Annotated in this window: 22 protein-coding genes; 6 read left to right on the top strand and 16 right to left on the bottom strand. The window is 71.3% G+C overall.

The genetic code is table 11. From position 1 onward, the window contains the following. The 6 genes from bluB to J1C73_RS10020 form a co-directional block, all read right to left on the bottom strand. Nucleotides 1-2626, bottom strand: a 2626-nt coding sequence (gene bluB / locus J1C73_RS10045; RefSeq protein WP_207316024.1) for a 5,6-dimethylbenzimidazole synthase, incomplete at its 3' end; no start/stop codon positions are given. A 333-nt stretch (nt 2627-2959) separates the two neighbouring features. Then, the gene (cbiE, locus tag J1C73_RS10040) at nt 2960-4198 is read right to left on the bottom strand and encodes a precorrin-6y C5,15-methyltransferase (decarboxylating) subunit CbiE (RefSeq protein WP_207316023.1); all 1239 of its coding nucleotides are present in this window, start codon (nt 4196-4198) and stop codon (nt 2960-2962) included. 106 nt (nt 4199-4304) lie between these two features. Then, nucleotides 4305-4982 carry a GNAT family N-acetyltransferase gene (locus J1C73_RS10035; protein ID WP_024488847.1) on the bottom strand — a complete coding sequence of 226 codons (678 nt, stop codon included), beginning with the start codon at nt 4980-4982 and terminating at the stop codon, nt 4305-4307. A gap of 101 nt (nt 4983-5083) precedes the next feature. Then, nucleotides 5084-5950 (bottom strand): MetQ/NlpA family ABC transporter substrate-binding protein, encoded by an 867-nt coding sequence (locus J1C73_RS10030; protein ID WP_207316022.1) that lies wholly within the window; start codon nt 5948-5950, stop codon nt 5084-5086. A 72-nt stretch (nt 5951-6022) separates the two neighbouring features. After that, a complete protein-coding gene (locus tag J1C73_RS10025) occupies nt 6023-6694 on the bottom strand; it encodes a methionine ABC transporter permease (RefSeq protein ID WP_207316021.1) in 672 nt (223 codons plus the stop codon). After that, complete coding sequence (locus tag J1C73_RS10020; protein ID WP_207316020.1) at nt 6691-7764, bottom strand: methionine ABC transporter ATP-binding protein; 1074 nt, start codon at nt 7762-7764, stop codon at nt 6691-6693. Before J1C73_RS10020 ends, J1C73_RS10025 begins: the two co-directional genes overlap by 4 nt. A 623-nt stretch (nt 7765-8387) precedes the next feature. Here J1C73_RS10020 and J1C73_RS10015 point away from each other — a divergent pair. Then, nucleotides 8388-8747, top strand: coding sequence for a hypothetical protein (locus tag J1C73_RS10015; protein WP_123468492.1), 360 nt, complete (start codon nt 8388-8390; stop codon nt 8745-8747). A 2-nt stretch (nt 8748-8749) separates the two neighbouring features. Further along, entirely contained in the window at nt 8750-9187 is a 438-nt protein-coding gene (locus tag J1C73_RS10010; protein ID WP_123468494.1) for a hypothetical protein, read from the top strand. A gap of 13 nt (nt 9188-9200) precedes the next feature. On the opposite strand, the gene J1C73_RS10005 is transcribed toward J1C73_RS10010, so the two are convergent. From J1C73_RS10005 to J1C73_RS09995, 3 genes are all read right to left on the bottom strand, one after another. Then, nucleotides 9201-9704, bottom strand: a complete 504-nt coding sequence (locus J1C73_RS10005) for a GNAT family N-acetyltransferase (protein WP_207316025.1) — start codon at nt 9702-9704, stop codon at nt 9201-9203. Nucleotides 9705-9741: 37 nt separating this feature from the next. After that, nucleotides 9742-10308, bottom strand: coding sequence for a sigma-70 family RNA polymerase sigma factor (locus J1C73_RS10000; protein WP_207316019.1), 567 nt, complete (start codon nt 10306-10308; stop codon nt 9742-9744). 126 nt (nt 10309-10434) lie between these two features. Then, a complete protein-coding gene (locus J1C73_RS09995) occupies nt 10435-11607 on the bottom strand; it encodes a glycerophosphodiester phosphodiesterase (protein WP_207316018.1) in 1173 nt (390 codons plus the stop codon). A gap of 232 nt (nt 11608-11839) precedes the next feature. Between J1C73_RS09995 and J1C73_RS09990 the strand changes: the two genes are divergently transcribed. Then, complete coding sequence (locus J1C73_RS09990) at nt 11840-12511, top strand: lysophospholipid acyltransferase family protein (RefSeq protein ID WP_123468502.1); 672 nt, start codon at nt 11840-11842, stop codon at nt 12509-12511. Nucleotides 12512-12646: 135 nt separating this feature from the next. Here J1C73_RS09990 and J1C73_RS09985 read toward each other — a convergent pair whose 3' ends face one another. Both J1C73_RS09985 and J1C73_RS09980 read right to left on the bottom strand, forming a co-directional pair. Next, entirely contained in the window at nt 12647-14191 is a 1545-nt protein-coding gene (locus J1C73_RS09985; RefSeq protein ID WP_207316017.1) for an MFS transporter, read from the bottom strand. Next, nucleotides 14188-14739 carry a TetR/AcrR family transcriptional regulator gene (locus J1C73_RS09980; RefSeq protein ID WP_207316016.1) on the bottom strand — a complete coding sequence of 184 codons (552 nt, stop codon included), beginning with the start codon at nt 14737-14739 and terminating at the stop codon, nt 14188-14190. Before J1C73_RS09980 ends, J1C73_RS09985 begins: the two co-directional genes overlap by 4 nt. A gap of 893 nt (nt 14740-15632) precedes the next feature. Here J1C73_RS09980 and helR point away from each other — a divergent pair. After that, nucleotides 15633-17780: an RNA polymerase recycling motor ATPase HelR gene (helR, locus tag J1C73_RS09975; RefSeq protein ID WP_207316015.1), complete on the top strand. Its 2148-nt coding sequence runs from the start codon at nt 15633-15635 to the stop codon at nt 17778-17780. A 136-nt stretch (nt 17781-17916) separates the two neighbouring features. On the opposite strand, the gene J1C73_RS09970 is transcribed toward helR, so the two are convergent. From J1C73_RS09970 to J1C73_RS09955, 4 genes are all read right to left on the bottom strand, one after another. Next, entirely contained in the window at nt 17917-18888 is a 972-nt protein-coding gene (locus J1C73_RS09970) for an aldo/keto reductase (RefSeq protein WP_207316014.1), read from the bottom strand. Between the two features lie 137 nt (nt 18889-19025). Beyond that, nucleotides 19026-20459: an argininosuccinate lyase gene (argH, locus tag J1C73_RS09965; RefSeq protein WP_207316013.1), complete on the bottom strand. Its 1434-nt coding sequence runs from the start codon at nt 20457-20459 to the stop codon at nt 19026-19028. Nucleotides 20460-20547: 88 nt separating this feature from the next. Then, complete coding sequence (locus tag J1C73_RS09960) at nt 20548-21741, bottom strand: argininosuccinate synthase (RefSeq protein ID WP_207316012.1); 1194 nt, start codon at nt 21739-21741, stop codon at nt 20548-20550. A 191-nt stretch (nt 21742-21932) separates the two neighbouring features. Continuing rightward, nucleotides 21933-22577, bottom strand: coding sequence for a dihydrofolate reductase family protein (locus J1C73_RS09955; protein WP_207316011.1), 645 nt, complete (start codon nt 22575-22577; stop codon nt 21933-21935). A 265-nt stretch (nt 22578-22842) separates the two neighbouring features. Between J1C73_RS09955 and J1C73_RS09950 the strand changes: the two genes are divergently transcribed. After that, nucleotides 22843-23436 (top strand): pyridoxamine 5'-phosphate oxidase family protein, encoded by a 594-nt coding sequence (locus tag J1C73_RS09950; protein WP_123468520.1) that lies wholly within the window; start codon nt 22843-22845, stop codon nt 23434-23436. A gap of 64 nt (nt 23437-23500) precedes the next feature. Next, on the top strand, nt 23501-24202 hold the full coding sequence (locus tag J1C73_RS09945) for a L,D-transpeptidase family protein (protein WP_207316010.1): 702 nt from the start codon (nt 23501-23503) through the stop codon (nt 24200-24202). 3 nt (nt 24203-24205) lie between these two features. Here the strand turns inward: J1C73_RS09945 and J1C73_RS09940 are convergent. Then, on the bottom strand, nt 24206-24412 hold a 207-nt coding region (locus J1C73_RS09940; RefSeq protein ID WP_504743142.1), incomplete at its 5' end, for an arginine repressor.

The raw sequence follows: 24412 nt of genomic DNA, 5'->3' as shown, positions 1-24412 counted from the left end.
CTTGTCTCGCGGGCTCCGGGATCGGCGGCGGGCACATCCGGGAGAGCCCGGACAGCTGCGCCGAGATGATCTCCAGCATGCCGAGCGCACCGGCCGGCTTGGTCATCCGCTTCTGGCGCTCCCACGCCTCGCCGAGCGCCTTGGCGTCCAGCGGCCGGATGTTGGAGATGGTCTCCTGGAGCAGGTCGTGCGGCTCCTCGCCGGGCAGGGCGCGGCGGCCGTACGTCTCCTCGTGCACGACCCACGACAGCGGGCGGCGCTTGGACCAGCCCGCCTGCATCAGCTCGGGCTCCTCCGGGAACTCGTCCACGTAGCCGACGCAGAGGTACGCGACGACTTCGAGGTGCTCGGGCAGGCCGAGGGAACGGACCATCTCGCGCTCGTCGAAGAAGCTGACCCAGCCGACGCCGAGCCCCTCGGCGCGGGCGGCGAGCCACAGGTTCTCGACGGCGAGCGCCGAGGAGTACGGGGCCATCTGCGGCTGGGTGTGCCGGCCCAGGGTGTGGCGGCCGCCGCGGGTCGGGTCGGCGGTGACGACGATGTTGACCGGGGTGTCGAGGATCGCCTCGATCTTCAGTTCCTTGAACTGCTTGGCCCGTGCCTTGGGGAGCGACTTGGCGTACGCGTCACGCTGGCGCTGCGCCAGTTCGTGCATGGAACGGCGGGTCTCCGCGGAACGGATGACGACGAAGTCCCAGGGCTGCGAGTGCCCGACGCTGGGCGCGGTGTGCGCCGCTTCCAGGACGCGCAGCAGGACCTCGTGCGGGATCGGGTCGCCGCGGAAGCCGTTGCGGATGTCGCGGCGTTCCCGCATGACCCGCAGTACGGCCTCGCGCTCGGCGTCGTCGTAGCCGGGGGCCGGCGGCGAGGTGACGAGCACCTCTTCGGCCTCCGCGGCCTCGGCCTCCGGAACTTCAGCCGCTTCAGGCGCTTCAGGCGCTTCGGGGGCGTCCGCGGCCGGGGCGCCGTTCACGGGCTCCGCCACGGTCTGCGACCGGACGGGCTCCGGCTGCACGGGCTCCGGGGCGTTCTGCGGCACGGCCGGTTCAGCCGGTCCGGTGGCCTGTTCGGCCTGTTCGGCCTGTTCGGCCTTCGGCACCTGTGCCGGGGCGGTTTCGGTGCTGTCCGTCAGATCCGGGGTCTCGATGACCTCGGGGCCCGTCTCGGCCTCCGGCTCCGGCGCTGTCTCCCGCTCGGCTGCGGGTTCCGGGATGACCGCCTCAGTGATCTCTGCCGTCTCGGCGACCTCCGCCGCCTCGACCGCCACGGGCTCCATGGCGATCGCCTGGGGCTCGGGCGCGGTCTCCACGACCGTCTCGGGCTCCACCGGCTGCTCGACGACGGGCGTCGGGGCCAGGTGCGGGGCGGTCGGCAGCGAACCCTGCACCGGCACGAACCGGCCCAGGGAGGCGCCGTCCGGCACGGGCTCCACCGGCGGCGCTTCGGCCGGTGCCACGTCGGCCGGAGCCGCATCGACGGGTGCTGCCTCGACCGGCGCCGCTTCAGCAGGCGCCGACTCGACGACAACCTCGACCGGTGCCGCTGCCGTCTCCGACGGGGCGTCCACCGCAGGCTCCGCCACGATCTCGGCCACCACCGGTACGGGGGCGGGCTCCTCGGCCACGACCGCTGCGGGCTCGACGGGCTGCACGACCGCTGCGGGCTCCGCAGGCTCTGCGGGCTGCACCGTCGGCACGGGCTCGGCGGCTGCCGTCTCCGGAACGACCGTTTCTGCCGACGGCGCCCCCGCCGTCGCCGGTTCCGCTTCCACCACGGCCGGCGCGGCGGCCTGCTGCGGCGCCTGGGCCGCCCACTGGTTCCCGCCCTGCGGCGGGATCTCGCCGAGCTGCGGGCCCGGCAGCGCGGCCGATTCCTCGGCCGTCATCTCGAAGTACTCGGGTTCGGCGGTGACCGGTCCCGCGTGCCGTGCGGGCGAGGGTGCCGGTGCGGGCGCCTGGGCCTGCGGCGCGCCCGCCGGGCCCCGGTCGGCGAGCGAGCGGACCACGCCGCCCGACGTACCGCCGTAGGCCGCGCCCGGCTCGGGCGAGGCCGGGCCGCGGTGCAGCGGCCGGCGCACGGGCGCCTGGGCCTGCGCCACCGGCACCTGGGCCTGCGCCGCCACGGGGACGGGCGACGGGATGCGCACGCCGCGGAGGTCCACGGCACCCGAGTCGCGGCCGCCGGACTCATGGGTCCCCTGGCCGGTCTGCGGCAGCGGCTCGGCGGGCGCCTGCATGGCGTACGCCGGAACCTGGACCGGGGCCTGGAACTGCTGCTCCTGGAGTTGCACCGGGCCCTGGGGCTGTACCGGGCCCTGAGCCTGCGCCGGGTTGTCGCCCGGCAGCCGGGACCGGTGCTGCGCGACGGGCGGGGGCTGATACGCGCCCTGCTCGGGCAGGGGGGCCTGCGCGGCCACGCCGTCCGGGAACTGGCCGGGCACCGGGGCGGCCTGAGGCTCGCTCCACGCGCCCTGGGGGCTCGGCATCAGCAGAAGGTCGTCGTCCTCGGACGCGTGCTCGGAGGGATCGAGGAAGGTGTAGGCATCCGGGGCGGGGACGCCCGGCTGCTCCACCATGCCTGCGTTCTCCGGCAGTCCCTCGCCCGGGATCTGGCCGGTGTCACTCATGCGTACCCCTCGCCCATCGTCAGTGCTCCTTCGGCCCTTCGCCCGGAACGCCCGAACACGGCACACAGGCGCTCGTCCAATGGAACGAGCGGGCGCGCCGCGCGGCACGAATCGGTCGCGGACATACTGCATTCTCGCGGTCGTTCGCCGCCGCGGCAGCTCATTTCGCCACGGCTCGCTGTGGACTGCGCCACGTTGCGCGTCCCCCGGTTCTGCCGTACCACAACGAGGGCCAAAACGGTCCCCTTTTCCGGACATTGACGAACGAAGCGACGATGATCCGGGCGCGGTGCAACGATCGGCCAGCCTACCTCCCGCCGTGTGCCGACAGGGTCAGGGGGCGAGGTCCGACCGCAGTGCGGACAGCAGGAAGACGACCGAGCGTTCGCGCTCCGACCATGCGGACGTGTCGAGTTCGACGGACTGCAGGAGCGAGCAGGCGGCCGTGTATCCGTTCTCGGCGAGGGCGGCGCCCAGCGCCTCGGCCTCGTCCCGGGTCGAGGCATGGGTCACGATCCGCTCGGGCCTGCGGTCGGCGACGGCGGTGACGACGGGGACCCCGCCGCCGCCGATCCGTACGACATCGGGCTCGGGAAGTCGTTCCAGCACGTGCGGGGCGCGGCCCTGGACCACCTGGAGCTGGACCCCGAAGGCCCGTGCCGCCGTCGCGGTGCGGGCGCAGGCGTCCGGGTCGCTGTCCACGGCCAGGACCGCCGCGCCGAACCGGGCCGCCTCCACGGCCAGGGCGCCGCTGCCGGAGCCGATGTCCCAGACCAGGTCGCCGGTCCGGGGCCCGAGGTGGGCGAGTTGCGCGGCGCGCAGCCCCGGGGACTCGCCCTCGCCGCTCTCCCCCGCGGAGTTCCGGCCGTCGCCCCGGTAGGCACCGGCGGGCAGCGCCCAGCCCCGTACGCCCTGGGGGTAGGCGGGGTGGCGGCCCGCGATCCACGTTCCCTCGGCCCGCTGTTCGGGGCCGCCGCCGATGACGATGACGACGTTGGGGTCGCGCCAGACGTGGTCGGCGGCCTTCTCGGAGGTGACGACGGTGACCTGTTCGCGGGCGGTGCCGAGTTCCTCGCAGATGACGAACGTGCGGTGGACGCCTTCGAGCAGCAGAGCGAGTTCGGCAGGTCCGGCGCCGGGCGAGGTGAGGACGGCGACCTTGTGGTGGGCGCGGCAGACGTTCACCGCGCGGCGCAGGGTGCGGGGGTGGGCGACGACGGTCTGGGCGTCCTCCCACGGCATGCCGGCGCGGGCGAAGGCGGTGGCGACGGCGGAGACGGCGGGCACCACTTCGACTTCGAGGCCGTGTTCGCGGGCGCGCAGACTGCGCACGACTCCGAAGAATCCCGGGTCGCCGTCGGCGAGGACCACGGCGCTGCCGCGGTGGCCGGCGATCCGCCGGGCGGCCAGGTCGATCGATCCGAGCCGGATCCGTTCCGCGCCCTGCGGTACTTCGGGCAGTGCGAGGTGGTGGGCGGCTCCGGCGACGAGCGTGGCGGCCGAGAGCGCGGCGGTGGCAGCTCTGGTCAGTGGTGAGCCGTCCCAGCCGATCACTGTGACCCGGTCGGCCATCTGTTGTCAGTCTCCTGGAGTTGGTGCAGGCGGGGCCGGTCGCCCCCGGGGCGGTCACGGCGGGATCACCCGGTCCGTGCCGGTAGGGCGCCGAGCCGGGGAAGGGTCAGTTCCAGTCGTTGTACGTACCGTATCCACCGGCGTCGGCGAGCTGCTCGGCGACTCCCTCGAGGTCCTCGGGGAGCAGGCCCCAGACGATCAGATCGGTTCTGATGTCGGCCCATCCTCCGTCCTCGGTCTGTGAGCGGGCTATGCGGGCGTTGCGCAGGATTCCCTCGCTGATGCAGCCGAGCTTCTGGGCGACCTGCTGGGAGGCGGTGTTGTCGGCGGCGGTGCGCAGCTCGATCCGCTCGAAGCCCTGGTCGCGGAAGAGCCACTGGGCGAGGGCCAGCACGGACTCGGTGGCGTATCCCTCGCCGCGCGCCCAGGGGGCGGTGATGTAGGCGGCCTCGGTGGCCAGGGTCCGCCAGTCGGTGTTGTGCAGCCGGACCGAGCCGACGAGGCGCTGGGTGAGGAACTCGGTGACGGCGAAGACGATGCCGTCGCCCTTGGTGCGCTGTGCGGGAGCGATCCTGCGGACCCAGCGTTCGGCGTCGACCTGGGTGTAGGGGTGGGGTGCCTCGGTCCAGGCGGTGACGAGTTCGTCGTTCATCATCTCGATGTACGCGGGGACGTCCGCCATGTCGAAGGGGCGCAGCACCAACCGATCCGTGCTGATGGAGATGTCCGGAAAGGTGGAAGTCATGCGCAGCTCCATGCCGAAGACCGTGTAAAGGCACAGCATGCAGCATCGGGCGGGGCTTGTGCATGGGCGGGTCCGCACGACGGAGCCCCGCGCACCCGGGCGGGGTGTGCGGGGCTCGTCGGGCAAGTGCCGTGCGGGGGTCAGGACTTGGCTGCGGAACCGAAGGCCGGGATGACCGACCCCTGGTAGCTGTCCTCGAGGAACTTCTTGACCTCGTCGGAGTGGAGGAGCTTCACGAGCTTCTGGACGCGGGCGTCCTGCTCGTTGCCCTTCTTCACGGCGACGATGTTGGCGTACGGGTTGCCGTCGGCCTTTTCGAGCGCCAGGGCGTCCTTGGCCGGCTTGAGCTTGGCCTCGATGGCGTAGTTGCCGTTGATGACGGCGGCGTCGACGTCGTTCAGGGCACGGGGGACGGTTGCGGCCTCCAGCTCCTTGAACTTGAGGCCCTTCTTGTCGGTGATGTCGCTCAGCTTGGCGCTGGTGCCGACGCCGTCCTTGAGGGTGATCAGGCCGTTGCCCGCGAGCAGCTGGAGTGCGCGGCCCTCGTTGGTGGTGTCGTTCGGTACGGCGATGGTCTGGCCGGGCTTGATGTCGCCCAGGTCCTTGACCTTCTTGGAGTAGAGGCCGAGGGGCTCCAGGTGCACGGTGCCGACGGAGACCAGATGGGTGTTGTTCTTCTTGTTGAAGTCGTCGAGGTAGGGCTGGTGCTGGAAGAAGTTGGCGTCGACCTGGCCGGTTTCGGTGGCGGTGTTCGGCAGGACGTAGTCCGTGAACTCCTTGACCTCCAGCTTGAGACCGGCCTTGTCCGCCAGGTTCTTCTTGACGAAGTTCAGGATGTCGGCGTGCGGCGTCGGGGACGCGGCGACGACGAGGGCCTTGGAGGTGTCGGCCTTGGCGCCGGTCTCACCCTTGGACGCCGGGTCGGAGTCCGTGCCGCAGGCGGTGAGGCCGAAGGCGAGGGCGGCGGTGGCGGCGGCAGCTGCGGTGATCTTGATGTTCTTGCGCACGAAGAGTGCCTCTTTCGGATGGTGATGGTGGTACGCCCGGACAAGGAGTGCGGGCTGTGGGGAGGAGAAGTCTCAGGAGGTGGTGCGGCCGCGGCGGGCCAGCAGGCGTACGGCACCGTCGCCGATCAGCTGGATCACGGTCACGATGACGATCAGCAGCGCGACGGTGATGAGCATGAACTGGTTGTCGAAGCGCTGGAATCCGTAGGTGACGGCCTTGGAGCCGAGCCCTTCGCCGCCGACCGCGCCGGCCATCGCGGAGTAGCCGATGAGCACGATGACGGTGGTGGTGACGCCGGAGACGAGGGACGGCAGCGCCTGCGGCAGCAGGACCTTGCGGACGATCGTCGGGATGGATCCGCCCATGGACTGGACGGCCTCGACGAGCCCGTGGTCGACCTCGCGGACCGCCGTCTCGACGAGCCGGGCGAAGAACGGGATGGCCCCGACGGCGAGTGGCACGATCATCGCGGTCGGGCCGATGAAGGTGCCGACGACCCAGGTGGTGAAGGGGATCAGGGCGATCAGCAGGATGATGAACGGCAGCGAGCGGCCGATGTTCACGATCACGCCGATGACCTTGTTCACCGGGGTGTTCCGCAGCAGGCCGCCCTTGTCGGTGAGGACGAGCAGGACGCCGAGCGGCAGTCCGACCAGGACGGTGACGACCGCAGACCACAGCACCATGTAGAGGGTGTCGACGGTGCCCTGCGTCAGCAGCGGCTGCATTTCGGACCAGGTCACTTCGCCACCTCCTTGGTGAGCGGTGCGGGAATCAGGGCGGGGGCGGGAGCGGAGTCGGTGTCGTCCGAGTCCTCGACGAGCTCGGCCTGCAGGCCCTGCTCGCGCAGGAAGCCGATGGGCACGACGTTCTCCTCGAACCGGCCGGGCAGCTCGATGCGCATCCGGCCGATCTGCTTGCCGCCGACGGTGTCCATCGCGGCACCCAGGATCGAGATGTCGATGTTGTACGTGCGGGAGAGCTGCGAGATCACCGGCCGGGCGGCGGCCTCGCCGTGGAAGGTGACGTCGAGGACCGTGTGGTCGGGGCCGGAGGCGCTGCCGCCGACCGGGAACAGTTCATGGGCGAGTTCGGAGCCGGGGGTGGCGAGCAGTTCGCCCACGGTGCCGGACTCGACGATGCGGCCCCTGCGCATCAGCGCGGCGGAGTCGCAGACCGTCTTGACGACATCCATCTCGTGCGTGATGAGCAGGACGGTGAGGCCGAGCTGCTGGTTGAGGTCGCGCAGCAGCTGGAGGATGGAGCGGGTGGTCTCGGGGTCCAGCGCCGAGGTCGCCTCGTCGGAGAGCAGCACCTTGGGGTCGCCGGCGAGTGCGCGGGCGATGCCGACGCGCTGCTTCTGGCCCCCGGAGAGCTGGCCGGGGTACGCCTTGGCCTTGTCGGCGAGGCCGACCAGGTCGAGGAGTTCGAGGGCCTTGCGGGACCGTTCGCGGCCGGCGACGCCGAGGATCTCCAGCGGGAGTTCGACGTTGCCCTGCACGGTGCGGGAGGCCAGCAGGTTGAAGTGCTGGAAGACCATGCCGATGCGGCTGCGCGCCTCTCGCAGCTCCCTGCCTGCCCGGCGGCCCCGGCCCGCGAGGGCCGTGAGGTCCTGGCCGGCCACGGTCACGGTGCCCGAGGTGGGGCGCTCCAGCAGGTTGACGCAGCGGATCAGGGATGATTTCCCGGCGCCGCTCTGTCCGATGACGCCGTACACCTCGCCCTCGCGGACATGCAGGTCGACGCCGTCCAGAGCGGTGGTCTCACGGTCGCGCGACTGGTAGACCTTCGTGAGGCCCGTAGTGGTGATCACAGGGGTTTCCGTCACTGTCGAGTGCGCGGCGCGGTGTCCGCCGGGCACGGGGCATTCGTCCGGTGAGACTGTTCGGACGTTCGATCGGACGTTTCGAGCGGGGATCTCGGCACGGCCCGGCGCGATCGTGACCGCGGGGCGGCGTGCCGGGGCAGGCTCGTTCCGCTGGGTGCGGACGGCTCGGGCTCGGTCTCGCTTCGGGGCGCGAGGCTCAGGCGGGGGCCCTCAGAAGGCGCGCATTCGACACATACAACGAGCACCGGGCGTGGTGATCGCCTCGGTCGCAAGGATGCGGCTGCTCGTCGTGGTCATGTCCCAAGTAAAACAGACGTAACGTTCCGCCTGAACCGGTTGTCCGAATAGCGGACGACCGTGGATGACGTTTCATCCCGTCCTTCGCGGCCACCGCGATTTCCAGACCCAACGCTGTGACCTGCATCGATACAGGGTCTGGACCCTCGGTGATCCCGTCGGCCACCGGTCCGGGCCGGTCGCGGTCTGTGGCCAAGGCCACGGTGCTCGTGCGGCAGGGCGGCGGCGTGGGGCTTCGTGTTCACCGGCCGCCGTCGTCCGGGTACGGGGGCGCACGCGGCGGGCGGCCCCGCCCGTAATACCCTCGGCTCATGCTTGACGCCCTGACGATCGCGGTCGGCGTGGCCGCCCTCGCCCTCGCCGCCTGGTGCGGATTCGCCGCCTACCGGGACCAGCCGACCAAGGACTGGCACTTCATCGGGATGGCCGTGGTCTCGCTGCTCGCGCTGGCCCAGCTGGTGGTGGGGATCGTGCAGATGGCCCGCGGCCAGCGGCCGGAGCAGGGCATGACCATCTTCATCGCGTATCTGATCGGGGCCTTCCTCGCCGTACCGGCGGCGGGGTTCCTGTCGCTGAGCGAGCGGACCCGGTGGGGTTCGGTGACGGTGGCGGCGGGCGCGGTCGTACTGGCCGTTCTCGAAGTACGGCTCTACGACATCTGGGGAAACTGACCGTGACCGACACCGATCGCACCCCCGCGGCAGCCACCGGCGAGAAGCAGCCCTTCGACCTCGGCACCGGTCCGGGCCGGGTACTGGTCTGGTTCTACGGCGTGTTCACCGTGGCGGCGGCGTCCCGTTCGATCGTCCAGATGATCCTGGACTTCGGGAAGGCGCCGCTCGCCTATGTACTGTCGGCCGTCGCCGCGCTCGTCTACGGCTTCATCACCTATTCACTGGTGCGCGGCGGGGAGAAGGCGCGCAGGACGGCGCTGGTGTGCTGCGCCGCCGAGCTCGCCGGGGTACTGATCGTGGGTACGTGGACGCTGGCCGACCCGTCCGCGTTCGCGGACGCCACCGTCTGGTCGGACTTCGGCGCGGGCTACCTGCTCATCCCGGTGATCCTGCCGGTCACCGGGATGATCTGGCTGCGCCGCGCGAGGACCGCGTAGCCGCCGGACGGAGTCAGGCGCTGGTCACGTACGCGGCGGCCGAGGCCTCCTTCTCCAGCAGGATCATCCGCACGCCGTCCTGGCCGGTGGCGTTACCCACGGGGGCGTAGCCGGCCCGGCGGTAGAGCCGCAGGTTGCTCTCGCTGAGGTGTCCGGTGTGCAGCCGGAAGCGGGTGGCCGACCGCTGGCCCGCGAGGCCGGACTCCGCCGCCCGCAGCAGCCGGGCGCCCAGACCGTGCCCCTGGAGCCTGGGGTGGACGCAGAGCCGCCCGATCTGCCCGATGCCGTCCTGATCCGCTGATCCCCGTACCGAACCGACGACTTCCTCACCGAGCCGGGCCACGAACACCAGGGCCGTGGCGATTTCGGCGCGCAGCGAGTCGAGGGTCTGGACGAGCGGGTCGATCCGGTAGTTCCCGTACAGCTCCGCCTCACTCTGAAAACAGAGGTACTGGAGTTTCAAGATCTGCTCGGCGTCCTGTGTGTCTGCCGCCGAGATGATCACGCTCATGCCCATCCGCGCACGCCTCCCGCTCATCTGATCCGCCGGTTGTCTACCGCTCCTTTCCCCGCAGTTCAGGAGCTACAACCTCCGCCGCCAGCATTCTGCGCAGACATCCAAGGCATCGGGAACGGATCGGGCCCAAACTCCCCTGTGACATACCCAACTCCCCTGCGATCTCACGGTAGGTGGGATCGCTCGGGGCGAGCATCGCGCTCAGCAGGCGTGCGCAGCGGGCGGGGAGCCGGTCCACCGCCGCGCGCAGCACCCGGCGTTCGTCGGCGCCGGCGAACGCCCGCTCGGGGCAGCCGGCCGGATCGGGGGCGGTCTCGTCACGGTAGGGCCGTTCGTGCCGGGCGGTGCGGCGGGCCCGGCGGGCCTCCCCCCGCACGGTGTCCCGCACCCAGCGGGCGGCGTCGGCCGGCGGCCCCTGCTCCGGCAGCCGCTCCAGCAGACGTAGCCAGACGGCCTGTTCGAGGTCGGCGGGGTCGACGGCGGCGCCGGTGGCCGAGGCCGCCGCTTCGGCGCCGGCCTCGGCGCTGACCAGCGGATACAGGGTCCGGACGACGGCCGCCGGGGCCGGCGGGGGCAGCACCGCGGGAAGATCGAGAAGCGTCATGCACCCACCCGACGCGCTTCCGCGCCGACCGGTTGCCGAACCGGTCGAGCATCACCCGACCGGGGCACGACCCGGCCGGGTGCTGACGGGACCGTGCCCCGACGGCCATCGGCCGGGGCGGGCGCGCTACTTACCCGCGAAGTCCGCCGCCGCGAGCAGCGCCGTGTCCGGGTTGTCGGAGAAGATCCCGTCGATGCCCGTCGCGAAGTACGCGGCGAAGGCGCCGAACGCGTCGCCGTACGCGTTGGGGTCCGTACCGCGCCGGAAGTCGGCGGGCAGGAAGGTGTTCTCGTTGCGCATCGTGTACGGGTGCAGGATCAGCCCCTGGGCGTGCGCGTCGCGCACCAGGGTGGTGGGCTCGGCGAGCCTGCCGGAGCCGTCCTTGGGGATGATCAGGTCCAGGGTGGGGCCGATGCCCTGGGCGAAGGACGCCATCCACTTCAGGCCCGCGGGCTTCACCAGGTCGTCGGTGGTGCGCGAGTCTCCGCTCGCCTTGAAGTCCCACGGCTGGGTCCCGGCGCCCGAGAGCAGGACGACGCGCGGAGTGGCGACGAGCTTCGACAGCCGCTGGATGCTGCTGGGCTCGAAGGACTGGAGGATGAGCGGCGACTGCGCGCGGTGGCGGTTGTAGCGGCGCAGCAGCTTGACGAGCCGTTCCTCCAGCCCGAGGCCGAGGCCGCGGAAGTAGGTGGGGTGCTTGGTCTCGACGTACAGCCAGACCGGCTTTCCGCGCCTGCGGCCCTCGCGGTCGGCCCAGCGCAGGACCTCCTCGAAGGTGGGGATCTCCCAGCGGCCGTCGTACAGGGTGTTCTTCTGGCGGTTGCCCGGGATGCGCTCCTTGGCGCGCAGCGTCTTCAGTTCGGCGAGGGTGAAGTCCTCGGTGAACCAGCCGGTGAGCGGGACGCCGTCGACCGTCTTCGTGGTCCTGCGGCTCGCGAACTCGGGGTGGGCGGAGACGTCGGTGGTGGCGGTGATGTCGTTCTCGTGACGGCAGACGAGGTGGCCGTCCCTGGTCGGCACCAGGTCCTGCTCGATGATGTGCGCGCCCATGTCGAGGGCCAGCTGGTACGAGCCGAGCGTGTGTTCGGGACGGTATCCGCTGGTGCCCCGGTGCCCGATGACGGTCGGCACCGGCAGGTCGAGGCGGTGTCCGGAACCGCCGTGGCCGCCGGACCGTTCCGCGGTGGTCCCGGCGGCCCGCGCCGTGCCGGTCAGGCCGATGGCCGCGGTACCGAGTACCGCGGCTCCCACGCCCATGACGGCCCGTCGTCCGGGAATGGCCTGCACACGCTCTGTCATGAATGCTCCTCGCATATGATGTCCCGCACCTGTCGAGCGAGGCCCGAGCGTAGGCAGCGCGGCGGTCCGGACGGCGGCAGCTGGACCAACATGGCGCAAACACACGTCAACACTGTGTATCCACCGCGTGTACCCGATGTGCGATCAGCGAGTACCCGCGAGTATCGTCCTCACCTGCATGGACCGCTCAATCCGTCGCTCGGCCGGCCCGGCCACTACACCGGAGGAACCGTTGTCCCGACTCGCACTCATCAAGGCAGTGCTCGGACCGATCCTGCGCCTGATGTTCCGGCCGCGGATGGAGGGCATCGAGAACATTCCGGGATCCGGGCCGGTGATCCTCGCGGGAAACCACCTCACGTTCATCGACTCGATGATCATGCCGATCTGCTGCGACCGTCCGGTGTTCTTCATCGGCAAGGACGCGTACGTCACGGGCAAGGGTCTCAAGGGCCGCCTGATGGCCTGGTTCTTCACGGGCGTCGGCATGATCCCGGTGGACCGGGACGGCGGCCGCGGTGGTGTCGCGGCGCTGATGACGGGCCGTCGGGTGCTGGAGGAGGGCAAGGCCTTCGCGATCTATCCGGAGGGGACCCGCTCCCCCGACGGCCGTCTCTACCGGGGCCGTACGGGCATCGCGCGGCTGACGCTGATGACGGGTGCGCCGGTCGTGCCGTTCGCGATGATCGGTACGGACAAGCTCCAGCCGGGCGGCTCCGGTGTGCCCCGGCCGGGCAAGGTCACGGTCCGTTTCGGTGAGCCGATGGAGTTCTCGCGCTACGAGGGCATGGACCGCGACCGCTATGTGCTGCGGGCGGTGACGGACTCCGTGATGGCCGAGGTGATGCGGCTGTCCGGCCAGGAGTACGTCGACATGTATGCGACGAAGGCCAAGGCCGCCTGAGCCGACGCGGAGCAACGCGTCGAGGACATGTGGAAGGGCCCGTACCCCGGTTGGGGGTACGGGCCCTTCCATGTATCGGTTCCACCCGTCCGGCCCAGGGGCGGCCGGGCCGGGCGGGACGTATGCGGACCCGCCCTAGTCGTGCACGATGCCTTCCTCAAGCTCCTGGCCGCGCAGCAGGAACCAGGCCGCGACCGCCGTCGCCAGCAGGACGGCCGCGCCGACGGCCGAGGCGAGCCGCAGCCCCTCGACGAACGCGTCCTGGGCGGCGGAGACCAGGGCGGTCCCCTGCTGCTCCGTGAGCGTCTTGGCCGCTTCGACGGCGCCGCCCAGTGATTCGTGGGCGGCCGACGAGGTGGGAGCCGGTACCCCCGCCGGAGTGGCGAAGTCCTGGTAGACCCCGGTGACGATGGAGCCGAGCAGGGCGATGCCGAGAGCGGCTCCGAGCTCGTACGCCGTCTCGGAGACCGCGGACGCGGAGCCCGCGTGCTCCTTCGGGACGCTGGAGAGGATCACGTCGGAGGTCACCGTGAAGGCGAAGCCCGCGCCCACGCCCACGACCAGCAGGAGAGCGCCGATCAGCGGATAGGCGGTGTCCTTGTGGATCGCGGCGACCGCGGCCAGCGACAGGCCGATCGCCGCGAGGCCCCCGGCCACCACGGACCGTACCGAGAAGCGGCGGGCGACGACTCCGGCCAGCAGGCCCGCGGTGACCGCGCCGACGGCCGCGGGCAGTTCGGCGAGTCCCGCCTCCAGCGGTCCGCGCCCCTGGACCAGTTGCAGGAACTGGGAGAGGAAGAAGACCAGGCCGGACAGCCCGAGGATGGTCAGCAGATCGGCGAGCACCGCGCCGGAGAAGCCCCGGTGGTGGAAGAGCCGCATGTCCAGCAGCGGCGCGGGGAGCCGGAACTGACGGCGTACGAACCAGACGAGCGCGACCGCTCCCCCGATGCCCGCGAGCGCGACCGGCCAGCTCCCTCCGTGCGCCGCCAGCTCCTTGATGGCGTACACGACTCCGATCATGCCGACGAGCGAGAGGCCGACGCTGACCACGTCCCACGGGCCGGGCGCGGGGTTCTTCGACTCGGGGATCAGCTTGATCCCGACGACGACGAGCACCGCCATGACCGGCAGGTTGATCAGGAAGACCGAGCCCCACCAGAAGTGCTCCAGAAGGAAGCCGCCGACGACGGGGCCGACCGCCGCACCCGCCGAGGCCATCGCCCCCCAGATGCCGATGGCGAGGCTCCGTTCGCGCGCGTCGTGGAAGATGTTGCGGATCAGGGCGAGGGTGGACGGCATCAGAGTGGCGCCGGCGACGCCCAGCAGGGCCCGCGCCAGGATCATCATCTCGGCGCTCTGCGCGTAGGCGCAGAGCACCGAGACCAGGCCGAAGGCGGTGGCTCCGCAGAGCAGCAGCTTCTTGCGGCCGATGCGGTCACCGAGGCTGCCCATGGAGACCAGGAGTCCGGCGATGACGAAGGAGTAGACGTCACCGATCCAGAGCAGCTGGGTGCCGGTGGGCTCCAGGTCCTCGCTGAGGAACGGGGTCGCCAGGCCGAGCACGGTCGCGTCGATGGCCACCAGCAGCACTGCGAGTACGAGCACGGACAGCGCGACCCACCGCCCGGGGCGGCGCAGCTCGGTCGGGGGCTCCGGGTGCTGTTCCATGCTGCTCATTGCTCCACGCTCCGGCGTGCGCCGCCGAGCAGCAACTCGACGATCATGTACTGGAAGTCCTGTGCGGCCACCCGGCCCACCTGGACGGCCCAGGCGCCGGTGCCGATGAGCCCGTAGAGGGCCTCGGTCAGCCAGGCGGGGGTCAGATCGATCCGGATTTCGCCGCGCTCCTGGCCGCGCCGGAAGAAGGCGGAGACCCGGGCGTCCAGCCGGTCCCACCCTTCGTTCAGCTCGTCGCCCTCGAAGAGCTGGTTCTCGGACACGAGGAAGGAGAGAAGCCCGGCGCTCGGTTCGACGGCCGCGACGAAGCGGCGCAGCGCCTCCTGCGAGGTGCCCCGGTCGAGCTCGGCGGCATCGATCGCCGCTTCGAACTCCTGGATTCCCAGGTTCTCCAGCGCCCTGACCAGGGCGTCCCGGCCGGCGAAGTGCCGGTGCAGGGTGGCGCGGCCGATACCCGCGGCCTTGGCGACCTCGTCCATGGTGGCGGTCGATTTACGGGTCAGCAGGGCGGCGGCGCTGCGCAGCACCTGCTCACGATCGAGAGTCATGAGACGAGAATAACCCACACGAGACATCAATGTCTCATTCGGGTGGCCGACGGGACCCCCGCCAGGCCGGGGTGCCGCCATGCGCCGACGGGTGGAAAGGAGGCGGCCGTTCAACTGGTCGTCGGTGTCACGCACTTCGGCGAACAGGAGCTCAGAGGGCCGGCACATCCATGAGGCCGGACCGCGAGCCGGCGCCCGGGCGCGTTCCCCAAGGTCGGCGGCCGCCCAGCAGGAAGGGGGATTCGGCTCGCGCGGTGAGGGATCCGGCTGGCGGTCATCCGGCCATGGCGACGGGCGGGCGGAGAGCCGGCGAAGGCCCCGTATCGTGGCGGTCAGCCCCGGGTGTGCCGGGCTCCGGCCGGAGGGTCGTGAGCACGAACCCACTCCTTGCCACTTTTAACTTATAGCGCATGGGGGGGCTTGCGGCAAGACCCGGGTCATGGCGCAGAATCATCGGCCGAGACCAGATTTTCGCGGAGATGGGTGAGTCAAGAAGTGCGTGTGCTGTTGTCGGCCTGCGGATCCCGCGGGGACGCCGAACCGCTGCCTGGGCTCACGGTGCGGTTGCGGGCACTCGGCGCGCAGGTGCGGGTGTGCGCGCAGCCGCCGTCCCCGCTGCCCCGGTACGCGGCCGCGTCGATCGCCGGCCCGCTCGGACGGCGCTCCCGGAGGCCGCCGCGCCCCCTGCCCGGGTCCGGGTGAACCGCCCGGAACCACCGAGCCAGGACCAGGTACCCGAGAACCCGTAAACCCTGGCGACCCGAACCGACGACCAGCCACGGCGTCCACCGCAGACGGAACTCTGCCCGTCGTGGCCACCAGGTACGTCGCGCCGGTCCAGTCGCCCTGCTGCGCGCATCGACTGCAAGCGGCCCCAGATCGGAGCTGATGACGTGAATCCCCTGACCACCAGCGCGTTCGACCTTCCCGACCGCCTCTCCCCCAAGGCCGACCCGGCGCTGATCGCCGGCGACGAAGAGCACTTCGCGGCCATCGCGGAGTGCCTCGACGAATCGATCGCCGAGCTGACCGAGCGCCTCGCCGCCGAGCGCAGGACACCCGGCGGTGCGGGCCGGCAGGCGATGGACCGGGACGTGGAGATCCACCGGCTGACCGCCCGCCTGCGTGCGCTGCGCCGCTTCGGTCTCGACCTGTGCCTCGGGCACATGGTCGCGGCGGACGACCCCGAGCCCCTGTACATCGGACGGCTCGGTCTTACGGACAGCTCGGGCCGTCGGCTGCTCATCGACTGGCGCTCCCCCGCGGCCGAGCCGTTCTTCGGAGCCACCCACGCCAACCCGATGGGGCTGGCCAGCCGCCGCAGATATCGCTGGACCCGCGGCCGGATCAGCGACTACTGGGACGAGGTGTTCACCTCGGAGGGGTTCGCCGGGCACGCCGCGCTCGACGACCAGTCCGCCTTCATCGCCAGCCTGGGCAGCAACCGGTCGGCCCGGATGCGGGACGTACTCGGCACCATCCAGGCCGACCAGGACGCCATCATCCGCGCGGGGTCCCGCGGCGCTCTCGTCGTCGACGGGGGTCCGGGTACGGGCAAGACGGTCGTCGCCCTGCACCGCTCCGCCTACCTGCTCTACTCCGACCCCCGTCTCGGTCACCGCCGGGGCGGCGTGCTCTTCGTCGGTCCGCACCAGCCCTACCTGGGCTACGTCGCCGACGTCCTGCCCAGCCTCGGGGAGGAGGGCGTGCAGACGTGCACCCTGCGGGACCTCGTGACCGAGGGAGCCGCGGCGGGGGCCGAGGCCGACCCGGAGGTGGCCCGGCTGAAGTCCTCCAGGAATCTGGTGGCGGCGATCGACGCGGCCGCCCGGTTCTACGAGGAGCCGCCCACCAAAGGGATGACGGTCACGACCCACTGGTCCGACATCCAGCTCACCGTCGGCGACTGGGCCGTGGCGTTCGAAGCGGCGGAACCCGGTACTCCGCACAACGAGGCGCGCGACCAGGTCCGCGACGAGCTGCTCACGATCCTGGTCGACAAGCACGAGGGCGACGTCTCGGACGATGTGCTCCGCAAGTCACTGCTGAGGAACCGGGAGCTGCTCACGACCTTCGACCGCGCGTGGCCGCTGCTCGAAGCGGCCGACGTCGTGGGGGATCTCTGGTCGGTCCCCGCCTACCTGCGCAAGTGCGCTCCCTGGCTCAGCCGCGACGAGGTGTCGCGGCTCCAGCGGGAGGACGCCCAGGCGTGGACGGTGTCCGACCTGCCGTTCCTGGACGCGGCACGGCAGCGGCTGGGCGACCCCGAGGCGTCACGGCGCAGCCGGCGGCACCAGGCCGCCCTCGCCGCCGACCGCGAGCACATGGACAAGGTCATCGACACCCTGTTGCAGGCGGACGACGACGGTGAGGGTGCGGTGACGATGCTGCACGGAAAGGACCTCCAGGAGGCCCTGGTCGACGACAGCGGGGCGCCCGGCACCGAACCGGACCTGCTCGCCGGCCCGTTCGCGCACATCGTCGTGGACGAGGCCCAGGAGCTGACCGACGCGGAGTGGCAGATGCTGCTGATCCGTTGCCCGTCCGGGAGCTTCACCATCGTCGGGGACCGTGCCCAGGCCCGGCACGGGTTCACCGAGTCCTGGCAGGAACGGCTGAGGCGGATCGGGCTCGACCGGATCAACCTGGCCTCCCTGAGCATCAACTACCGGACGCCGGAGGAAATCATGGCGGAGGCCGAGCCGGTCATCCGGGCCGTGCTCCCGGACGCCAATGTGCCGGCCTCCGTCCGCAGCAGCGGGCTCCCCGTCGCGCACGGTTGCGCCGCGGACCTGGGCCGGGTGCTGGACACCTGGCTCGCCGCGCACGCCGACGGGATCGCCTGCGTCGTCGGCGACCCCACGTTCCGGTCGACGCCCCGGGTCCGGTCGCTCGCCCCGGAGCTGACCAAGGGGCTCGAGTTCGACCTGGTCGTCCTCATCGACCCGGAGACGTTCGGCGAGGGCATCGAAGGAGCGGTCGACCGCTATGTCGCCATGACCCGGGCGACCCAGCAACTCGTCATCCTCACCAGCCCCTGACGCCGGGAGCGCGTGTTCGTCCGCTCCCGGCCGGGGCGTGGTCCACGGTGCGGGCCATGCCGTCGAAGGGCGCGGCCCGGACGCGGCGAACCCGTCGGACGCGACCGCCGTGCCCGGACCCGCTCCGCCGGGCGGCTCAGCTCCACGGCAGCGACGCGCGGTGCCGCCAGTACGCCTCCGGCTCCTCCACCAACGCGTCCAGCCGGCCGCGCCGCTCCTCGTCGAGGCCGAGGACGGCCGCGTGGAGGTTGCCGGCGAGCTGGGTGACGGTCGCGGCGCCGGAGAGCACGACCCCGGCCCACGGCTGGTGCAGCACCAGCGCCAGGGCCACCGCGTCGCTGCCCAGCCCCTCCTCGGTGGCGATCTCCCGCACCACGGCGGGGGCCTCCGTGCCCGCGAGCCGGCCGTTGGCCATGGCCTCCTTGACGATCACGGTGAGTCCGGCGGCGTGGGCGTCGGCCAGTGCTGGTCCGGCCGAGGTCTCCAGTGCGTTGTAGGTGGCCTGGACCGTACGGAAGAGGGGCTCGCCGTCGACCGTGACGGCGAGGGCGGCCCGGATGGCGTCTGCCTGCGCGGGCCCGCTCGTGGAGAGGCCGACGCTCACTCCTTCGGCGGCGAGCGCGGCGAGGCGGGCGTGCAGTTCCTTGTCCGTCAGGGCCGGGCTGTCCGCGGTGACGGAGTGGATCTGGTAGAGGTCGAGCCGGTCGCCGAGCAGCGCGGCGGTCTCGGCGCGCTGGCGCTCGTAGGCGGCGAGGCTGTGGTCCTTGACCTCGTGCGCCTCGGCGTCGACGTTCCAGTCGGCGGTGTAGGTGTAGCCCCACTTGCTCCCGATGACGACGTCACGCACCTCGGGCCGGGCCGTCAGCCAGTCGGCGAGGAACTCCTCGGAGCGGCCGTAGGAGCGGGCCGCGTCGAAGTAGCGGACGCCCTGTGCGTAGGCGGCGTCGAGCAGTTCGTGCGTGCGGGAGCGCAGGGCGTCGGCGGTGCGCTCGTCGGGCAGGTCGCGGTCGCGGTGGAGATTGATGTAGCCGGGCCTGCCGACCGCTGCCAGGCCGAGCCCGATGTGGGCGGTCGCAGTGGTGGTGCTGGCCAGTCGGGCGAAGGGCATCGCGGGCTCCTCGTGGTCGGTGGGGAACGCAGCCTGGGTCCGTCCGGCCGCGATCCGCCGGGCAGGCCGCAGCGCCTGCCCGGAACCGGTCCGCCGGACAGGCCCTATGACCCAACGTAGCCCGCGATGCCGGTCGGCTACCTGGTGGCCGTCGCCCAGGCGTGCTGCGTGGCGAGGTCCGCCTTGACCTCGGCCAGCTGGACGGCGACCGCGGAGGGCGCCGTGCCGCCGCGGCCGTTGCGGGAGGCCAGCGCGCCGGCCACGTCGAGGACCGTGCGGACCTCGGGGGTGAGGTGCTCGGAGATCTTCGCGAACTGCTCGTCGGTCAGCTCGTCGAGCTCGATGCCGTGCCGCTCGCACTCCTTCACGCACTCGCCGGCGACCTCGTGGGCGACGCGGAACGGCACACCCTGCTTGACCAGCCACTCGGCGATGTCGGTGGCGAGCGAGAAACCGGCCGGGGCCAGCTCCTCCATGCGCTCGCGGTTGACGGTGAGCGTGGCCATCATGCCGGTGAAGGCGGGCAGCAGGACTTCGAGCTGGTCGCAGGAGTCGAAGACCGGCTCCTTGTCCTCCTGGAGGTCGCGGTTGTACGCGAGCGGCAGGGCCTTCAGCGTGGCCATCAGTCCGGTGAGGTTGCCGATGAGCCGTCCCGACTTGCCCCGCGCCAGTTCGGCGATGTCGGGGTTCTTCTTCTGCGGCATGATCGAGGAGCCGGTGGAGAACGCGTCGTGGAGGGTGACGAAGGAGAACTCCTTCGTGTTCCAGATGATGATCTCCTCGGCGATCCGGGAGAGGTTGATGCCGATCATCGCGGTGATGAACGCGAACTCGGCGACGAAGTCCCGCGAGGCCGTGCCGTCGATGGAGTTGGCCACCGACCCGCGCTCGAAGCCGAGGTCGGCGGCGACCGCCTCCGGGTCGAGGCCGAGCGACGAACCGGCGAGCGCGCCCGAGCCGTACGGCGAGACGGCGGTCCGCTCGTCCCACTGGCGCAGCCGCTCGGCGTCCCGGGACAGGGGCTGCACATGGGCCAGGATGTGGTGGGCGAAGAGCACCGGCTGGGCGTGCTGGAGGTGTGTACGGCCGGGCATGGCCACGTCCGGGTGGGCCTCGGCGAGGCCGACCAGGGCGTCCTGCAGCTCGGCGACGAGGCCGCCGATGATCCGGGCGTGGTCGCGCAGGTACATCCGGAAGAGCGTGGCGATCTGGTCGTTGCGGGAGCGTCCGGCCCGCAGCTTGCCGCCGAGGTCGGGGCCGAGCCGCTCCAGCAGACCGCGCTCAAGGGCGGTGTGGACGTCCTCGTCGGCGATGGTGCCGGTGAACGAACCGTCGGCGACGTCCGCCTCCAGCTGGTCGAGGCCGGCGGTCATCCGCTTCAGCTCGTCCTCGGTGAGCAGGCCCGCCTTGTTGAGGACACGCGCGTGGGCACGGGAGCCGGCGATGTCGTACGGCGCGAGGCGCCAGTCGAAGTGGACGGACGCGGACAGCTTGGCCAGCGCCTCGGCCGGACCGTCGGCGAAACGGGCGCCCCAGAGGCGTACGTCGCTGTTGCCGTTGCCGTTGCTCACTGCGTGCTCCTCGGAAGAACAAGGGGGTGGATGTGCGACCGCCTCCCCGCTCGGGCGGCCGGGGAGGCGGTGACGTAACGGGGAGGGGTCAGGCCAGGTCACGCTTGGCGGCGATCTTCGACGAGAGGCCGAAGATCTCGATGAAGCCCTGCGCCTTGGACTGGTCGAAGGTGTCGCCGGAGTCGTACGTGGCGAGGTTGAAGTCGTACAGCGACTCGCTGGACTTCCGGCCGGTGACGACGGCGCGACCGGCGTGCAGGGTCATCCGGACATCGCCGGTGACGTGCTGGTTGGCCTCGTTGATGAAGCCGTCCAGAGCGCGCTTGAGCGGGGAGAACCACAGGCCGTCGTAGACCATCTCGCCCCAGCGCTGCTCGACCTGCCGCTTGTAGCGGGCCAGTTCGCGCTCGACGGTGACGTTCTCCAGCTCCTGGTGGGCGGTGATCAGCGCGATCGCGCCCGGCGCCTCGTACACCTCGCGGGACTTGATGCCCACGAGCCGGTCCTCGACCATGTCGATCCGGCCGATGCCCTGGCCGCCGGCCCGCTCGTTGAGCTGCTGGATGGCCTGGAGCACGGTGACGGGCTTGCCGTCGAGTGCGACCGGCACCCCCTCCTTGAAGGAGATGACGACCTCGTCGGCCTCGCGCGGGGTGGCCGGGTTCGCGGTGTACTCGTAGATGTCCTCGATCGGCGCGTTCCAGATGTCCTCCAGGAAGCCCGTCTCGACCGCGCGCCCGAAGACGTTCTGGTCAATGGAGTACGGGGACTTCTTGGTGGTCGCGATCGGGAGGTCCTTCTCCTCGCAGAAGGCGATCGCCTTGTCCCGGGTCATCGCGTAGTCGCGGACCGGGGCGATGCACTTCAGATCGGGGCCGAGCGTGGAGATACCGGCCTCGAAGCGGACCTGGTCGTTGCCCTTGCCGGTGCAGCCGTGGGCGACGACGCTCGCGCCGTGCTTGTTCGCGGCGGCCACCAGGTGCTTGACGATGGCCGGCCGGGAGAGCGCCGAGACCAGTGGGTAGCGGTCCATGTAGAGGGCGTTGGCCTTGATCGCCGGGAGGCAGTACTCCTCGGCGAACTCATCCCTGGCGTCAGCGACCTCGGCCTCGACCGCACCGCAGGCGAGCGCGCGCTTGCGGATGATGTCCAGGTCCTCGCCGCCCTGGCCGACGTCCACTGCGACGGCGATGACCTCGGCGCCCGTCTCCTCGGCGATCCAGCCGATGGCGACGGAGGTGTCCAGGCCGCCCGAGTAGGCGAGTACAACGCGCTCAGTCACGGGATTCTCCTCACGGTGCGATCACTCGTAGGTATAACTATGCGCTCCTCCGTATGGTTTGTCAAAGTTGCAGGTGAGGGGCGCGTGGATGGCGCCCGTGGCGCCGATACTCCCTGGCTGGACGCCGCTGGGCGGCGGCCATGCCGCGGGCGCCGGTGACGGAACCCGCGCGCCGGCCGGCTGGTCCGGCCTCACTTCCGCCAGAACAGGTGGTGCGTCACGCCGCTCGGGCTGGGCACGACGTCCTGGTGGAACCGGTCGAGCAGCTCATCGGGGGACTCCCACAGCCGGGCCCCGGAGCCGAGCTCTGTCGGCGAGACCGCGACATGCAGGGTGTCGACGAGGTCGGCCTCGAGGAACTCCCGGATGATTGTGGCCCCACCGCCAAGCCGGACGTCCTGGCCCTGCGCCGCCTCCTTCGCCTGGGCGAGCACCGCGGCCGGGTCGCCGTCGACGAAGTGGAACGTGGTGTCGGAGAGCGTGAACGACGGGCGCTTGTGGTGCGTCATGACGAACACCGGCGTGTGGAACGGGGGCTCGTCACCCCACCATCCCTGCCACTCGTGGTCCTGCCAGGGCCCTCGCTGCGGACCGAACTTGTTGCGGCCCATGATCTCGGCGCCGATGTTGCGGGCGTAGTCCCGCGTGAAGTAGTCGTCCAGACCTCGGCCACCGGGTTCGGAGCGCTTGATGGGTGGGTGGTCGGTGGCAAAGGCCCAGGCGAGCAAGTTCCCCGGATCGGCATGGCCGAACGGCTTCTCGAGGCTCTGGCCCTCACCGGCGCCGAACCCGTCACTCGAGACGGTGAAGTTCTGGACCCGCAGCAACTGGCTCATGTCGCTCCTCCTGCTTCGCGCTCTCTGATCACTTGACGAACGGTAGACCGGCCGGGCCGGGAAAACTCATCGCCGCATCGTGCGGTTCTCATCGAGCTCCCGCAGCCGCGTACGGGGGCCGGCATCGCCGGCAGGCACACACGGGAGGGGCAGCCATGGCCACGGACCACGCGGCGGCGGAACGACTGGCCCGGGGCCGGCCGTACCTGTCCCACCGGCTGGAATCCCCCCGCTCCCCCGGCAACCGGAGCAGATACTCGAACACATGGGAAAGACATACGCACGCATCGACGGACGGCTGCGGACCTTCATCGAGGAACAGCACATCTTCTTCACGGCGACCGCGCCACTGGACGGCGACGGCACGGTCAACCTCTCCCCGAAGGGTGTCAGCGGTTCCTTCGTGGTTCTCGACGAGCTGCGGGTGGCGTACCTGGACTTCGCCGGGAGCAATGCGGAGACCGTGGCGCATCTCCGCGAGAACGGCCGCATCACCCTGATGTGGTGCGCCTTCCAGGGTCCGCCGAACATCGTGCGGGTGCACGGCCGCGGCGAGCCGGTCCTCCGTGACGACCCCCGCTTCCCCGCTCTGCTCGGACGGTTCGGCGAGGTGGACCACACCCGGCACGGGCTGCGCGCGATCATCGTGGTGACGGCGGAACTGATCCGGGACACCTGCGGATACGCGGTCCCCAACATGTCGTACGACGAGGACCGGTCGCTGCATGCCCAGCGCTTCGCGCGTGAGGACGACGCCTCGCTCAGCGCCTACTTCGAGAAGAAGGAGCACGTCGCCACCAGCATCGACGGGCTGCCGGGGCTGCCGCTCCCGCTGCCCGCCATGCCGCCCGCGCGGTGAGCGGTTGGGCCGTACGGAGCAGGTGCGCAGGTGGTGCCGTACGGGCCGGACTACGGTCCGGGACATGCGCAGATGTCTGGTGACCGGTTCGGTACTGCTCGCCCTCGCCGGCCTGACCGGGGCCCGGCCCCCGGCGGCCCAGCCGCTGCCGCAGCGGCTGGCCGACACGGGTGGCGGCTCCCAGCTGATCACGGCCGAGGCCTCCGCCACGGGGGCCACCACGGGCACGGTCACCTGGTGGAGCAGGCGCTCCGGACGCTGGGTGGCGGCCGGCACGGCGCCCGCCCGGTTCGGGGCGAACGGGCTGACCGAGGGTGCGTCGCGCAAGCAGGGCACCGACACCACGCCCACCGGGCTGTACGACCTGCCGTACGCCTTCGGGGTGGCGGCGGCCCGGCCCGGCACCCGCTACTCCTACCGCCGGGTCCACAAGGGGTCCTGGTGGTGTCAGGACAACGCGGCGCGGGCGTACAACCGGTGGGTGGAGCCGCGGCCCGCCGACTGCCGGCCCTCCGAGGCCGAGCGGCTGATCACGTATCCGGCGCAGTACGTCCGTGCGCTGGTCGTGGGGTTCAACTACCACCGTCCGGTGCGCGGGCGGGGAGCCGGGATCTTTCTGCACGTCAACGGGCGGGGCGCGACCGCCGGTTGCGTCTCCGTACCGGCGGTCGCGATGGACCGGATCCTGGCCTGGGCCGATCCGGCCCGTCATCCGCACCTCGCGATCGGAACCCGCTCGGGCCCGACCGCGATCACGCGTTACTGACCGTCAGCGGTCGTTCTGTGCGAGCCGCAGCAGATGGTCGGCGAGCGCCTGTCCGCCCGCCGGGTCGCGGCTGATCAGCATCAGTGTGTCGTCACCGGCGATGGTGCCGAGGATGTCGTGCAGTTCGGCCTGGTCGATGGACGAGGCGAGGAACTGGGCGGCGCCCGGAGGCGTGCGCAGCACCACGAGGTTGGCCGAGGCCTCCGCCGA

Origin of the sequence: Streptomyces laculatispora (assembly GCF_017353455.1) — a bacterium.
In the GTDB taxonomy this organism is placed as follows: Bacteria; Actinomycetota; Actinomycetes; order Streptomycetales; family Streptomycetaceae; genus Streptomyces; species Streptomyces laculatispora.
This window is presented reverse-complemented; position numbering and strand designations above follow the sequence as displayed.

Bases quoted from the DNA above. Each gene is read 5' to 3' on its own strand.
- cbiE (WP_207316023.1), bottom strand. From the start codon at position 4,198: ATGGCCGACCGGGTCACAGTGATCGGCTGGGACGGCTCACCACTGACC.
- J1C73_RS10035 (WP_024488847.1), bottom strand. From the start codon at position 4,982: ATGCTGTGCCTTTACACGGTCTTCGGCATGGAGCTGCGCATGACTTCC.
- J1C73_RS10015 (WP_123468492.1), top strand. From the start codon at position 8,388: ATGCTTGACGCCCTGACGATCGCGGTCGGCGTGGCCGCCCTCGCCCTC.
- J1C73_RS10005 (WP_207316025.1), bottom strand. From the start codon at position 9,704: ATGGGCATGAGCGTGATCATCTCGGCGGCAGACACACAGGACGCCGAG.
- J1C73_RS10000 (WP_207316019.1), bottom strand. From the start codon at position 10,308: ATGACGCTTCTCGATCTTCCCGCGGTGCTGCCCCCGCCGGCCCCGGCG.
- J1C73_RS09995 (WP_207316018.1), bottom strand. From the start codon at position 11,607: ATGACAGAGCGTGTGCAGGCCATTCCCGGACGACGGGCCGTCATGGGC.
- J1C73_RS09985 (WP_207316017.1), bottom strand. From the start codon at position 14,191: ATGAGCAGCATGGAACAGCACCCGGAGCCCCCGACCGAGCTGCGCCGC.
- J1C73_RS09980 (WP_207316016.1), bottom strand. From the start codon at position 14,739: ATGACTCTCGATCGTGAGCAGGTGCTGCGCAGCGCCGCCGCCCTGCTG.
- J1C73_RS09970 (WP_207316014.1), bottom strand. From the start codon at position 18,888: ATGCCCTTCGCCCGACTGGCCAGCACCACCACTGCGACCGCCCACATC.
- J1C73_RS09955 (WP_207316011.1), bottom strand. From the start codon at position 22,577: ATGAGCCAGTTGCTGCGGGTCCAGAACTTCACCGTCTCGAGTGACGGG.
- J1C73_RS09950 (WP_123468520.1), top strand. From the start codon at position 22,843: ATGGGAAAGACATACGCACGCATCGACGGACGGCTGCGGACCTTCATC.
- J1C73_RS09945 (WP_207316010.1), top strand. From the start codon at position 23,501: ATGCGCAGATGTCTGGTGACCGGTTCGGTACTGCTCGCCCTCGCCGGC.